The organism is Klebsiella sp. Sb-30 (assembly GCF_057652795.1).
Genome location: NZ_CM172749.1, coordinates 1 through 13,934, shown reverse-complemented (window position 1 = coordinate 13,934; position 13,934 = coordinate 1). Strand labels below are relative to the sequence as shown.

11 protein-coding genes are annotated in these 13,934 nt (G+C 54.8%); all 11 read right to left on the bottom strand.

Annotated features, from left to right (window positions below):
• Positions 1 to 10: 10 nt before the first annotated feature.
• Entirely contained in the window at positions 11 to 1,348 is a 1,338-nt protein-coding gene (locus AC236I_RS00055) for an MFS transporter (RefSeq protein ID WP_071934242.1), read from the bottom strand.
• Between the two features lie 175 nt (positions 1,349 to 1,523).
• A complete protein-coding gene (dgoD, locus tag AC236I_RS00050; protein WP_004869158.1) occupies positions 1,524 to 2,672 on the bottom strand; it encodes a galactonate dehydratase in 1,149 nt (382 codons plus the stop codon).
• Positions 2,669 to 3,286, bottom strand: coding sequence for a 2-dehydro-3-deoxy-6-phosphogalactonate aldolase (locus AC236I_RS00045; RefSeq protein WP_004869159.1), 618 nt, complete (start codon positions 3,284 to 3,286; stop codon positions 2,669 to 2,671). The genes dgoD and AC236I_RS00045 overlap by 4 nt, the downstream gene beginning before the upstream one ends.
• Before the next feature lie 141 nt (positions 3,287 to 3,427).
• Entirely contained in the window at positions 3,428 to 4,342 is a 915-nt protein-coding gene (locus tag AC236I_RS00040; RefSeq protein WP_004869161.1) for a 2-dehydro-3-deoxygalactonokinase, read from the bottom strand.
• Positions 4,339 to 5,028: a D-galactonate utilization transcriptional regulator DgoR gene (gene dgoR / locus AC236I_RS00035; RefSeq protein ID WP_004869163.1), complete on the bottom strand. Its 690-nt coding sequence runs from the start codon at positions 5,026 to 5,028 to the stop codon at positions 4,339 to 4,341. The genes AC236I_RS00040 and dgoR overlap by 4 nt, the downstream gene beginning before the upstream one ends.
• 236 nt (positions 5,029 to 5,264) lie before the next feature.
• Positions 5,265 to 6,395: a BamA/TamA family outer membrane protein gene (locus AC236I_RS00030; protein WP_160873578.1), complete on the bottom strand. Its 1,131-nt coding sequence runs from the start codon at positions 6,393 to 6,395 to the stop codon at positions 5,265 to 5,267.
• A gap of 271 nt (positions 6,396 to 6,666) precedes the next feature.
• On the bottom strand, positions 6,667 to 7,479 hold the full coding sequence (gene yidA, locus AC236I_RS00025) for a sugar-phosphatase (RefSeq protein ID WP_487608661.1): 813 nt from the start codon (positions 7,477 to 7,479) through the stop codon (positions 6,667 to 6,669).
• A gap of 213 nt (positions 7,480 to 7,692) precedes the next feature.
• Positions 7,693 to 10,107: a DNA topoisomerase (ATP-hydrolyzing) subunit B gene (gyrB, locus tag AC236I_RS00020; protein WP_004869170.1), complete on the bottom strand. Its 2,415-nt coding sequence runs from the start codon at positions 10,105 to 10,107 to the stop codon at positions 7,693 to 7,695.
• 28 nt (positions 10,108 to 10,135) lie between these two features.
• The gene (gene recF, locus AC236I_RS00015; protein ID WP_004869171.1) at positions 10,136 to 11,209 is read right to left on the bottom strand and encodes a DNA replication/repair protein RecF; all 1,074 of its coding nucleotides are present in this window, start codon (positions 11,207 to 11,209) and stop codon (positions 10,136 to 10,138) included.
• A 138-nt stretch (positions 11,210 to 11,347) separates the two neighbouring features.
• Positions 11,348 to 12,448, bottom strand: a complete 1,101-nt coding sequence (gene dnaN, locus AC236I_RS00010; RefSeq protein WP_004869173.1) for a DNA polymerase III subunit beta — start codon at positions 12,446 to 12,448, stop codon at positions 11,348 to 11,350.
• 4 nt (positions 12,449 to 12,452) lie between these two features.
• A complete protein-coding gene (gene dnaA, locus AC236I_RS00005) occupies positions 12,453 to 13,859 on the bottom strand; it encodes a chromosomal replication initiator protein DnaA (RefSeq protein WP_004869176.1) in 1,407 nt (468 codons plus the stop codon).
• Positions 13,860 to 13,934 lie beyond the last annotated feature (75 nt).

Sequence of the window (13,934 nt, the reverse complement as noted above, 5' to 3'; positions counted from 1 at the left end):
TCGGACAGGATTAGCCTACACGTTTAACATCGCCCACCAGCAGGATATAGGACAGGGCGCCCATCAAGGCGACCGCAGCGATATAGACCAGGGCCGGGCCAAAGCCATAGTCCTGAGCCAGATAACCAATAACCAGCGGAACGGTAATCCCTCCCAGCCCTCCCACGAAATTAAACACCCCGCCCGTCAGGCCAATCAGACGCATCGGTGCCAGCGAAGAGACCAGCGACCAGGTAATAGAGGCAAAACCGTTACCGAAAAACGCCACCGCCATCAGTACCATGATCCACACCGGGTCATTGGTGTAGTTCGCACCCATGATGCAGGTTGAAATCAGCAAACCACAGATAATCGGCGTTTTACGGGCCACGCCAAGCGAGAGACCTTTTTTCACCAGTCGATCGGCCAGCCAGCCGGAGAGCAGAACCCCAAAGAATGCGGCGAGGAAAGGCACCGTGGTCATAAAGCCGGCCTTCAGCGCGGTAATACCTTTCTCTTGCGTCAGGTAGTTCGGGAACCAGGTCAGGAAGAACCAGAGCGTGGACGTCACGGCAAACTGCCCCAGATAAACGCCTATCAGCTTACGGTGAAAGACCAGCTTCCAGTCGGCTTTGGTCAGCGGCTGTCGCGCCTCTTTTTTCGCGGGCGCATCGCCATCCACCAGGCCACCGCCGTCGCGAATATAATCCAGCTCCGCTTTGCTGATGCTTTTCGTCTGACGCGGCGGCTGATAGACCTTGAACCAGATTAATGACCAGACAATACCGATGCCGCCGGTCACGATAAATACCCAGTGCCAGCTTAGCATTTCCTGAATCCAGATCAGCAGCGGCGTGAGGAAAGCCAGTCCGACAAACTGCCCGGAAGTATAAAACCCCACCGCGGAAGCACGTTCATGTTCCGGGAACCAGCTGGTCACCATCCGATTATTGGTCGGAAAGGCCGGCGCTTCAAATATTCCGGTAATCGCCCGCAGACCAATCAATGACATCAGTCCGGTGGCAAACCCCTGAAACAGGGTGGCCACCGACCAGCCGAAGATCGCAATAAAGTAGGTCAGACGCGAGCCAACCCGGTCCAGAAACCAGCCGCCAGGAATCTGACAAAGCGTATAAAGCCAGGCAAAAGCAGAAAAAACGTAGCCCATTTCCGCTTTAGTGATCCCAAACTCCTCCTGAATATGGGCGGATGCTACGGCGAGATTGGCGCGGTCAACATAGCAAATGACGACGGTAATAAAGATCATAACCAGCGTCAGATAACGACGACGCCCAGGTTTTGCAGCAGTTACTGAAATATCCATAGCAATCTGTCTCCAGATTTTGGGCATAGCGAAGCCGCTCACCATGCCCTGTAGTTTACAGAGGGTGTATTTAAAATTTATATTTTTGCTTACGAATGCTCTAAATAGTTCACGTTGCAGGAAGGCGGCAAGATTGCAAATCCCCGGGAGCTTACATTAGTAAGTGACCGGGGTGCGCAATCGCAGCCAACGCACCTGTGGCGTGAAATATGAAGAGCATTTACCATTCCGCGACGGAGCCATCCTCATGCCGCCACAACGGGTTACGCCAGTCCGGCGCATTTTGGCTGAGTTCGATTACCCGGGCCTCATCAATTTCTACGCCCAGCCCCGGCTTCATTAACGGTTTAAAGAAACCGCCGGTCATATTGAAGTCCTCTTTATTCTTCACAAAATCAAGCAGCTCGGCACCCTTGTTGTAATGAATCCCCATGCTTTGCTCCTGGAATACCGCATTGCGCGAGACAAAATCGATATGCAGGCAAGCAGCCAACGCCACGGGTCCCAGCGGGCAATGCGGCGCCAGCGCCACATCGTACGCTTCCGCCATCCCGGCGATTTTATAGCATTCGGTAATACCGCCGGCATGTGACAGGTCCGGCTGCAGAATAGCCAGCCCCCCCGCCTCCAGCACACGTTTAAACTCAAAACGTGAGAACATCCGCTCACCGGCCGCAATAGGAATATGCGTTTGTGCCGCCAGCTTCGGATAATATTCCGCCTGCTCTGCCAGCACCGGCTCCTCAATAAACAGCGGGCGATATTGTTCCAGCTCTTTAATTAAAACTTTGGCCATCGGGGCGCTAACGCGACCATGAAAATCGAGACCAAATTCAATTTCGTTGCCGAACGCTTCACGAATTTGCGCCACGGTATTCACCGCCGCATCCACCGCGCGTGAATTATCAATCACGCCCATCTCTTCACAGCCATTTAATTTAAAGGTATCAAAACCAATTTCACGCAGCTTTTTAATACCATCAATGACTTCAGCAGGACGGTCGCCGCCCACCCAGCTGTAAGCTTTGATGCTGTCACGTACCAGTCCTCCCATTAGCTGCCAGACCGGCGCATTCAGCACCTTACCTTTGATATCCCACAGCGCCTGGTCAATACCGGCAATGGCGCTCATCAGAATGGGGCCACCGCGATAAAAACCGGCCCGGTACATCACCTGCCACAGATCGTTGATGCGTGCCGGATCCGCGCCAATCAGATATTCCCCTAGCTCGTGAACGGCCGCTTCCACGGTACGCGCACGTCCTTCAATCACCGGTTCACCCCAGCCAACAACGCCTTCATCCGTTTCAATTTTCAGAAACAGCCAACGCGGGGGTAAACGATAGGTGGTGAGTTTGGTTATTTTCATTGCACTGCCTCCCGATACGCTTTAACAAATGCGGTTGCCTGCTGGGCGGTACGCTCGACGGACTGTCCGGCGCGATAAAGATCGCTGCCCAGCCCGGCACCGGCACAACCGGCATCAATCCATTGCGACAAATTCTCCGGCGTTACACCGCCAACGGCGAACACAGGAATCTCCGGCGGTAATACGGCTTTCAGCGCCTTGATATAGTCCGGCCCAAACGCAGAGGATGGAAAGACCTTCAGCGCCTGTGCGCCTGCGTCAAGCGCGGTAAAGGCTTCGGTAGCCGTAGCGCATCCCGGACAGACGGTCATGCCGTAGCCCACCGCCCGGCGAATGACGTCTGCCTGAATGTTGGGCGTCACAATAAGCCGGCAGCCCATTTTCGCCAGTTCATCAACCTGCTCCGGTTGCAGCACGGTACCTGCGCCAATCAGCGCCTGTTCGCCAAACGCCTCAACAATCGCCGGAATGCTCTGCTGCCAACGGGGAGAGTTCAGCGGGATTTCGACGGCGTCGAATCCGGCGTTAATCACTGCGCCAACATGTGCCAGCGCCTCTTCCGGCGTCACGCCGCGCAGAATTGCGATGAGTGGAATCTTTGTTTGCCACTGCATTTGCGATGCTCCTTAGTTACACAAAGCCATTAAGAATGCGTCAAGACGCCCGCCTGAAAATCCTCAGACGTACACTCAATTCAGCGATCGGGTAGCCCCGTCGCTCAGGAACAGACTGGAACACTGCGCCCAGCGGGCGCGTCAGGGATAAGGAGCGGGACGAATCGCGCCCGGATCTAGCAAGGAGGCAGATTGAATAATGAAGCGTATACCCGCCTGAAATGCCGCATCGCCATCGACCGTCGCCACGTCGCGCCCAAGAGCATGAAATGCCTGAACGTAGCGCGAGGCCAACGACGATCCTGAAACCAGCGTTATCGCCTGCGACCCGGCAAACTGTTCACTCATCGTGGCCACTTCAGCGCCAATCAGCAGGCCGGATAAAAACTCACTGACCTGCTCACGTGGAAGCGAACCCAGCACATGGGCCGCACGAACCTCGAAAAGCTGTGGCAATACGTCAGGAGACGTCAGCCCGCGATCGAGCCCGGCACGGAATGCGGCGGGTGCGAATATTTGCTCCGGTAACCCTGCGCCGACCAGAGAATGGCGCAGCAGCAGATGATGCAGTTCACCGGTCATGACGGTGCGAAAATCATGGATCTGCTGGCTGTCGGCCTGCACCCATTTACAATGGGTGCCGGGCATAACATAAACAGAAGTGGATGAAAGGGTCTGCGCCCCGAGCAGCTGCGTCTCTTCACCGCGCATCACGTTATGGTGATTATCACGAGAGACGCACAGGCCTGGGACAATCCAGATATTGTCGCCAACGGCCGTCAACTGCTGACCAATGTCCGAAAAACTGACGGGAACCGGCAGATAAGGGGCAGTTTTCCATCCCACGTTACTGCCCACCATTCCCGCCATCACTACCGGAGTCGCACCATCCCTCCAGTTTTCGGTTATATCGCTAAACACCGCCGCCGGGGACCTGCCGTTCAGGCGAGTGACGCCAGCCTCTGATTGCCTGCTCTCCAGGCATTCATCGCCCTGATAAAGCCAGGCGCGCAGATTGGTCGATCCCCAGTCAATTGCGATGTAGCGAGATGTCATGTGATTTCCTTCAGCCTTCGTGTTGAGCTGGCGATCATGGTGAGCGCCGCCTGCTCCGCCGCTTCGCTATCCTGATGCCGGATGGCATCAAACAGCGCCTTATGTTCCTGGAGGGTTTTCGGCATGTTGCCTTCATCCCCCATCCAGGTTCGTTCAAATACCGCTCTCTGCAGCGAGCTGATTGCCACGCTCAGCTGCTGTAACACCGGGTTATGGACCGACTGCAGCACCGCTTCGTGATAGCGAATGTCGGCTTCGTTAAACGCGTCCCGGTCCTGGTTATTGGCGATCATGTCGTTGAGCGCATCTTCAATTTGTGCCAAATCGCTCGAGGTTGCGCGCTCTGCAGCCCAACGAGCGATGGCCGGTTCAACCAGGTTACGGACTTCGCTCATAGCGCCGATAAGGCGCGGGTCGTAATCATGCTCAAGCACCCACTGCAGCACCTCGGTATCCAGGTAATTCCAGTGGTTACGCGGCGAGACGAAAGCACCACGATAACGCTTCATTTCAATCAGCCGCTTCGCCATCAAAGAGCGAAACACTTCGCGAATAATATTGCGTGAGGTTTCAAACTCTTCACACAGTTCCGCTTCAGCCGGCAGTGCCGATCCGGGAACGTACTTGCCCCCTACAATCTGGCGACCCAGCGTCACTATGATGCGGTCGGTTTTAGTCAGGTTCATGGCATGTCCTTTAAGAAGTCACTCTGCCTTACTTTACCCTGACTGCCGGTTTTTACCTCACCTTTGCAGTACAAACGTGATGCTCTTCGCCATCTGCTGTGCCACATAGTAGTACCAAACAACAATGTTGTACTACAATTTAGATCACAAAAAGAACAATTTATAAAATAAAAAAAGCGAACCGGAAGGCCGCAGTCAGAAGGGAAGTCAGAATAAGAGGGCGAGGTACAAAACGATCAGAAGGCTTCACCAACCTGGAAGTAAAAGCCGCTGCTGCCTTTGCCGATACCATAGTCCAGGCGAATATTCACCCGAGGTTTAAATTCAAAGCGATAGCCAACGCCCGCCGTCGGTAGCCAACGGCCGTCATTCAGAGAATCAACGGAAGGTCCCATCGTCCCTGCGCCAACCCAGGCAACAATGCCATGGCGCCAGGTCAGCTGGCGACGATACTCCAGCTGGGCGCTCAGCACATTTTTATCGCGATAGCGCCCCTGATAATAACCGCGCATGCGTTCATCGCTGCCGAGAAGCGGCAGCATGCTCCAGGGGACATCGCCCTGAGTAAATACTCCGTCGGCCTCCCAGGCCAGGACGCTTTTTTCGCTGAGCGCGGTGTAGCGGCTGTAGTGAAGATGCCATTCATCAAATCGGGTATCGCTCCCCAGCCCCGGAGCATAGTGGGTATAGCGGAGGTCCGCATACTGGCCCTGACGAGGGTTCGGAACAAAATCCCGATCGTCCCAGTTCACATCGATGCTGAAGCCAGAGCTGAATACCGAGGGCCCCTGAGGAGTGCTTTCAATTTTGGGCAAATTGTCGCGGTCCATCTCATCGGCATTCTGGGCGGCCAGTGACCAGCCCACGCCAAGATACACATTGTCCACCAGCTGTCGATACACGGTGGGCCGCAGCGTCAGTACCTGCGCGGTATATTTCTCTTTGCCACCGTCATTATCGGCAGCAGTGAAACCTTGTCCCCAGTAATAGGTTGGCGTATTGGCCAGCGAACCTTCGACGAAGATGCGCCAGAGATCGTCGGCAAAAAAGGCGTAGTTTTTTACGCTAATACCAAAGGCGCCGGTGGAACTGGCGTAACCGCTGAGCGTTAACGTCGAGTTTTGACTAACGGTATCGGCGGGATCGGGACGATACATGCCGACAATCGCGGTGCCGATTCCCAGACCGAGCTCCGGCGTGTAGAACGGTCCGGGCATTACGCCCCAGTCGATCCCTTTCGAAGCATCGAACTGGTCGCTGGCGCCCAGGTTTTTTAACCAGTCATCAATATGTTCCCGGCTCAATGCTTGCGCCTGCGCCTGCCCGATAAAAGAGCATGCGGTACAACACAGAATGACGCTACGCAGCGTGCTCAAAAACGTTTCTCTCCGGGATAAAGGTGATGACGGCCCGCAATGCGAAATCGCGTCGGGTTTGAGTATAGTTGGCATCCAGCATGACTTTTCGAGGGCGGTACGGATTCATCAATTTAAGAAGGAAAGCTTATCGAATTTGCAATAATGAAGGGGAGACTTCTGTGCGGACTGGCGTGCAGTGAGGCAAAAAATGACGAAGTGGTTCATTTTAGGCATCGTCAAGGTGGAGTCAGGCCCGAAATCATCGGGCCTGAAGATCGGGTCAGGATAAAACGTACTTCTCAATCGCCCAGGCTACACCATCTTCAAGGTTCGATTTGGTGATGAAGTTAGCGGCTTCCTTCACGGTCGGAATCGCGTTATCCATCGCTACGCCGACGCCAGCAAACTCAATCATCGCAATGTCGTTTTCCTGATCGCCAATCGCCATGATCTCTTCCTGCTTGATATTCAGCGCATCGGCCAGAGACTTCACGCCGGTTCCTTTATTGACGCGCTTATCGAGGATTTCGAGGAAGTACGGCGCGCTTTTCAGCACGGTATACTTCTCTTTGACTTCCGCCGGGAGACGGGCGATAGCCTGGTCAAGGATTGCCGGCTCATCGATCATCATCACCTTCAGCAGCTGGATATTCGGGTCCATATTTTCTGCTTCGCAGAAGACCAGCGGAATCGTCGCCACGTAGGATTCATGCACCGTGTAGTAGCTCACATCGCGGTTCGCGGTATACAGCGTATTGCGATCGAGAGCATGGAAGTGGGAGCCGACATCGCGGGAAAGCTGTTCAAGATAGCGGTAGTCATCATAGCTCAGCGCTGTTTGCGCCACGGTGCTGCCGTCGCTTGCCTTCTGTACTAATGCGCCGTTGTAGGTGATGCAGTAGTCTCCCGGCTGTTCCATGTGCAGCTCTTTCAGATAGCTATGCACACCGGCATACGGACGGCCGGTGGTGAGCACAACGTTGACGCCACGCGCGCGCGCCGCGGCAATCGCGGTTTTAACAGCAGGAGAGATGGTATGGTCAGGCAGCAGCAGCGTACCGTCCATATCAATTGCAATCAGTTTTATAGCCATGAGATCCCCAGGTAAGATGAGTCCTGGGCCATGCTAACGCGATTCCGCTCAAAAAACAGCAACAGAAGAAGGGGAAAACGAGGATAGGATCGAAACGAGGAATTCCTCTTTTAGGCCAGCGGAACGCCCGGATAGTGGCGCCAGGCACCCTATCCGGACAGCATATTCCGCCGCCCCGGCCGGCATCGCGCCACCGGGGACCAGCAGATAAGCTTAGATATCGATGTTCGCCGCTTTCAGGGCGTTTTCTTCGATAAAGGCGCGGCGCGGTTCTACGGCATCGCCCATCAGGGTGGTGAACAGCTGATCGGCAGCAATCGCATCCTTCACGGTCACGCGCAGCATACGGCGGCTATCCGGATCCATGGTGGTTTCCCACAGCTGATCCGGGTTCATCTCGCCCAGCCCTTTATAGCGCTGGATAGACAGACCACGACGGGATTCTTTCACCAACCAGTCCAGCGCCTGCTCGAAGCTGGCCACCGGCTGGCGGCGTTCGCCACGTTCGATAAACGCGTCGTCTTCGATAAGCCCACGCAGTTTCTCACCCAGCGTGCAAATACGACGATACTCACCGCCGGTGATAAACTCGTGATCCAGCGGATAGTCGGTGTCCACCCCGTGGGTACGCACGCGGATAACCGGTTCGAACAGATGCAGCTCGGCATTTTCGTGAACATCGAATTTCCACAGGCTGCCGTGCTGCTCTTTCTCATTCAGGTCGGTCACCAGCGAATTCACCCAACGGGTCACGGTCTGCTCATCAGACAGATCGGCTTCGTTCAACGTCGGCTGATAAATCAGCTCTTTCAGCAGCGCTTTCGGGAAGCGACGTTCCATGCGAACAATCATTTTCTGCGTCGCATTGAACTCGGCAACCAGTTTCTCTAGCGGTTCACCCGCCAGGGCCGGGGCGCTGGCATTGGTGTGCAGCGTTGCGCCATCAAGGGCGATAGAGATCTGGTATTGATCCATCGCTTCATCGTCTTTGATGTACTGTTCCTGCTTGCCTTTCTTCACTTTGTACAGCGGCGGCTGTGCAATGTAGACATGGCCACGTTCAACAATTTCCGGCATCTGACGATAGAAGAAGGTCAACAGCAGAGTACGAATGTGCGAGCCGTCGACGTCCGCATCGGTCATGATGATGATGCTGTGATAACGCAGTTTATCCGGGTTGTACTCGTCGCGACCGATGCCGCAGCCAAGCGCGGTAATCAGCGTCGCCACTTCCTGAGAAGAGAGCATTTTATCGAAGCGGGCTTTCTCGACGTTGAGGATTTTACCCTTCAGCGGCAGGATTGCCTGGTTCTTACGGTTACGGCCCTGCTTCGCAGAACCGCCCGCCGAGTCCCCTTCCACGAGGTACAGTTCGGAGAGCGCCGGGTCGCGTTCCTGGCAGTCTGCCAGTTTGCCCGGCAGGCCAGCCAGGTCCAGCGCACCTTTACGGCGGGTCATTTCACGCGCACGACGCGCGGCTTCACGCGCACGGGCCGCATCAATAATTTTGCCAACCACGATTTTGGCGTCAGACGGGTTTTCCAGCAGATATTCATTCAGCAGTTCGTTCATCTGCTGCTCTACCGCCGTCTTCACCTCGGAGGAGACCAGTTTGTCTTTGGTCTGTGAGGAGAACTTCGGATCCGGAACCTTCACGGAAACCACGGCAATCAGGCCTTCACGCGCATCGTCGCCGGTGGCGCTGACCTTCGCTTTTTTGCTGTAACCCTCTTTATCCATATAGGCGTTCAGGGTACGGGTCATCGCCGCACGGAAGCCCGCCAGGTGCGTACCGCCGTCGCGCTGTGGAATGTTGTTGGTAAAGCAGTAAATGTTCTCCTGGAAACCATCGTTCCACTGCAGCGCGACTTCTACGCCAATACCGTCTTTTTCGGTGGAGAAGTAGAAGATATTCGGGTGGATCGGCGTTTTGTTCTTGTTGAGATACTCAACGAACGCCTTGATGCCGCCTTCGTAGTGGAAATGGTCTTCTTTGCCATCACGCTTGTCGCGCAGGCGGATAGACACCCCTGAGTTCAGGAATGACAGCTCACGCAGGCGTTTTGCCAGGATTTCGTATTCGAATTCGATGACGTTAGTGAAGGTTTCATAGCTCGGCCAGAAACGCACCATGGTACCGGTTTTTTCGGTATCACCGGTGACGGCCAGCGGTGCCTGCGGTACGCCGTGGGCATAAATCTGACGGTGAATCTTGTTATCGCGCTGAATCACCAGCTCCAGTTTCTGTGACAGGGCGTTAACGACAGAGACGCCCACGCCGTGCAGACCACCGGAGACTTTATAGGAGTTATCATCAAATTTACCGCCTGCGTGCAGTACGGTCATGATGACTTCAGCTGCCGACACACCCTCTTCCGGGTGAATACCGGTCGGAATACCGCGGCCATCGTCCTGTACGGAGACAGAGTTATCGCTATGGATAGTGACAACGATGTCTTTACAGTAACCTGCGAGCGCTTCGTCGATAGCGTTATCCACAACCTCGAATACCATGTGGTGCAGACCGGTGCCGTCATCCGTGTCGCCGATATACATACCCGGGCGCTTACGCACCGCATCCAGCCCTTTCAGGACTTTGATACTGGAGGAGTCATAAGAATTCGACATCAACGTTTCTCGCTCATTTAAACTTAGGTTAATCCGTTATTTTACCCTTTTCCACGGTGAACATCTTCGAATTTTTGTCCGACATGTCCATTACGTGTTCAGCGCCGATCGCGCTGACGAAAACCTGTGACTGCGTGGCTTTTAAGCGGCTGGCAAGCAGTCCGCGCCGCGCATCATCAAGTTCCGAGGCAAAATCATCTATCAGATACAGACAGCGTCTCCCGCTTTCACGGGTTAAAAACTCACCCTGCGCCAGTCGTAGCGCGCACATCAGGAGTTTAAGCTGCCCACGTGACAAAGTATCTTCGACCGGCGCACCATCGGCACGAATGCGGAAATCCGCTTTGTGCGGGCCGTGGGCGGTATAGGTCAGCATGCGGTCACGCTCGAAGTTTCTCTCCAGCACTTCGGAATAATCCGTTTCTTTCTCCCAGCCGCGCTGAAAGGAGAAGGTCAGAGAGAATTCAGGTAAAAACTGTTTACAGGTATCCGCCATGTCTTCGACGATAGCGGCGCTATATTCGGCACGCCAGCGGCTGATTTGTTCCGCCAGCGGTATCAGTTCCAGATCCCAGGGACGTATCTGCGCATAGCGGCTAACCTGGCGCAGCGCGGCATTACGCTGCTTCAACAAGCGCTTCAGATTGCTCCAGGCAGTAAAGAATCCGGCTTCGTTATGAAAGCATCCCCAGTCGAGGAACGCTCTTCTGTATTTGGGGCCGCCGTTGAGTAATGTAAACCCCTCCGGCGTAATCAGCTGCATCGGCATCAGGTGCGCCAGTTCAGCCACTTTGTGACCGTCGGTACCGTCAATACGGACCTTGCTGTCGCCCTGTTTATCTTTAGTCAGGCCGATAGAGATTTCACGCTCCTGGCCCTGCAGGCGCCCGTGTAGCACGAACGACTCCTGCTCATGGCGAATCACCCGGCCAATTTGCAGGCTGCGAAACGCCCGACCGTGGCCGAGCGTATAGATGGCCTCGAGCACGCTGGTTTTGCCGCTGCCGTTGGCGCCAACCAGAAAGTTAAAGCCAGGAGATAAAGCGAGATCCGCATCTTCAATATTGCGGAAGTCTTTAATCAGGAGTCGGGATAGCGACATATCAACTCATAGCCAGGGCGTTATCGTCGCAGTTAGTCTGGTTACGGCCAGCGCGCAGCAACCGCAGCGTACTACAGTACGTGAGGATTGCGAGCACTGCCCGGAGCCAGAATAACAAGTAAGATAGCCCGATATTTTCTACAACCTCATGGGCATGACAACGTAGGCTGCCGATTGTGACGCCGCATCCTCAATCTGCACGCTCGATACCGAATCGGTCAGCAAAATACGCACATTTTCGCACTTCAGCGCATTAAGCACATCCAGCACATAGCTGACGTTAAAGCCGATTTCCATCTCGCTGCCGGAGTAGGAAACGTCGAGAATCTCTTCCGCTTCTTCCTGTTCCGGGTTATTGGCGGTGATTTTCAGCTGATTTTCGCTGACATAGAGACGCACGCCGCGGAATTTTTCGTTCGACAGAATCGCCGCGCGGGCAAAGGCCTGCTTAAGAATATCGCAGCCCGCATCCAGATGTTTATCCGGATTCTTCGGCAATACCCGGCGATAATCAGGGAAACGACCGTCAACCAGCTTCGAAGTGAAGATAAAATCACCGACGTGGGCGCGAATATTGTTGCTGCCAATCTGCACGCGCAGCGGCGTATCGCCGCCATCAAGCATGCGCATCAGCTCAATCACCCCTTTACGCGGCACGATCACCGAGTGATTCGGCAACGATTCACCCAGCGGCATTGAACAGACCGCCAGACGGTGTCCGTCGGTGGCAACGGTACGCAGTTCGTCACCTTCGGTTTCAAACAGCATGCCGTTTAAGTAATAACGCACATCCTGATGCGCCATCGAAAACTGTGTGGCTTCAATCAGGCGCTTCATGGTCGCCTGCGGCAGGGTAAATTCGACTTCACTCTGCCAGTCATCAAGATTCGGGAAATCGGCAGCGGGCAGGGTCGACAGCGAAAAACGGCTGCGTCCGGAACGCACCAGCATCCGATCGCCTTCCAGCTGAACAGCAATCTCCGCGCCTTCGGGCAGGCCGCGGCAGATATCAAAGAATTTTCGCGCCGGAACGGTCGTTGCACCCGCCTCATGGGGTTGAATCAGCGCAACGCGCGCCACCATTTCCATTTCGAGGTCCGTACCGGTCAGCGACAGCGCGCCATCCGAGACCTGAAGCAGCAGGTTACCGAGAATTGGCAGCGTCGGACGACCCCCTAAGGGACCGCTCACCTGTTGCAGCGGTTTTAATAAATGTTCACGTTCTACGGTAAATTTCATAGCGTCACGAGGATAATGTTCTGATTAAATTGGAAAAGTCTTCTTTGATATCGTGGCTTTCTTCACGCAGCTGCTCAATCTTACGACAGGCGTGTAGCACGGTGGTATGGTCGCGACCGCCAAACGCATCGCCGATTTCCGGCAAACTGTGGTTGGTCAGTTCTTTCGCCAGCGCCATCGCCATCTGGCGTGGACGCGCCACCGAACGGGAGCGGCGTTTTGACAACAGATCCGCTACCTTAATCTTGTAATATTCCGCCACCGTCTTCTGAATATTGTCGATGGTGACCAGTTTTTCCTGCAGCGCCAGCAGATCGCGCAGCGCTTCGCGCACGAAATCGATGGTGATCGCCCGGCCGGTAAAGTTGGCATTGGCGATAACGCGGTTCAGCGCCCCTTCCAGCTCACGTACGTTAGAGCGTAGACGCTTGGCGATAAAGAAGGCCACTTCTCCCGGCAGACGAATGTCATTTTCGTCGGCTTTTTTCATCAGGATCGCAACACGGGTTTCCAGCTCAGGCGGCTCGATCGCCACCGTCAGCCCCCAGCCAAAGCGGGATTTCAGACGATCCTCAACACCATTGATCTCTTTCGGATAGCGATCCGAGGTGAGAATGATCTGCTGATTACCTTCCAGCAGGGCATTAAAGGTGTGGAAAAACTCTTCCTGAGAACGCTCTTTATTGGCAAAGAACTGAATATCATCGATCAGCAGGGCATCGACGGAGCGGTAGTAGCGTTTAAACTCTTCAATAGCGTTGTTCTGTAACGCTTTAACCATGTCCTGAACAAAACGCTCCGAGTGCATATAGACCACTTTGGCGTTGGGTTTGCGCGCAACAATGCCGTTACCAACCGCGTGCAACAGGTGGGTTTTACCCAGACCGGTACCGCCATAAAGGAATAGAGGGTTATATGCGCCGCCCGGGTTATCGGCAACCTGACGCGCCGCCGCACGAGCCAGCTGGTTAGATTTACCTTCAACAAAGTTGTCGAAGGTGTGCTTAACGTTGACGTTAGAGCGGTAGGTCGGCTCCGCCGGGGCCGGGACGTTATCCCAGCCAGGACGCACGATCGTGGGCGCGACGCGCGCCGTCTGAACCTGCGCTGCCGGTGTAGCGGTCGCGACATGCGTATTTACCGCACCGCGTTGCGCCTGCACCGCCGGGCGGGTCCCGACTTCAAATCGCAGCTGTGGGGCATCAGCACCGCAAAAATCATTGAGGAGTCCATTGATATTATTGAGGTATTTATCCCTTACCCAATCGAGCACAAAACGGTTTGGCGCATACAGTGCCAACGTGTTATCGCTCAATTCCGCCTGCAACGGGCGTATCCACATACTGAATTCTGTGGCTGGTAACTCATCCTGCAATCGGGCAAGACACTGCTGCCAAAGCGAAAGTGACACGGCGGACTCCACTCGAACATAAAATCGATATAAAGAAAAAAAGAAACAATCGTGATTGTTGGCACACGTCGACAA

What these genes read in the sequence shown, in the direction of transcription:
- gyrB (WP_004869170.1), bottom strand. Translation starts at nt 10,107, where the DNA reads ATGTCGAATTCTTATGACTCCTCCAGTATCAAAGTCCTGAAAGGGCTG.
- dgoD (WP_004869158.1), bottom strand. Translation starts at nt 2,672, where the DNA reads ATGAAAATAACCAAACTCACCACCTATCGTTTACCCCCGCGTTGGCTG.
- dnaN (WP_004869173.1), bottom strand. Translation starts at nt 12,448, where the DNA reads ATGAAATTTACCGTAGAACGTGAACATTTATTAAAACCGCTGCAACAG.
- recF (WP_004869171.1), bottom strand. Translation starts at nt 11,209, where the DNA reads ATGTCGCTATCCCGACTCCTGATTAAAGACTTCCGCAATATTGAAGAT.
- AC236I_RS00055 (WP_071934242.1), bottom strand. Translation starts at nt 1,348, where the DNA reads ATGGTGAGCGGCTTCGCTATGCCCAAAATCTGGAGACAGATTGCTATG.
- AC236I_RS00045 (WP_004869159.1), bottom strand. Translation starts at nt 3,286, where the DNA reads ATGCAGTGGCAAACAAAGATTCCACTCATCGCAATTCTGCGCGGCGTG.
- AC236I_RS00040 (WP_004869161.1), bottom strand. Translation starts at nt 4,342, where the DNA reads ATGACATCTCGCTACATCGCAATTGACTGGGGATCGACCAATCTGCGC.
- yidA (WP_487608661.1), bottom strand. Translation starts at nt 7,479, where the DNA reads ATGGCTATAAAACTGATTGCAATTGATATGGACGGTACGCTGCTGCTG.
- dgoR (WP_004869163.1), bottom strand. Translation starts at nt 5,028, where the DNA reads ATGAACCTGACTAAAACCGACCGCATCATAGTGACGCTGGGTCGCCAG.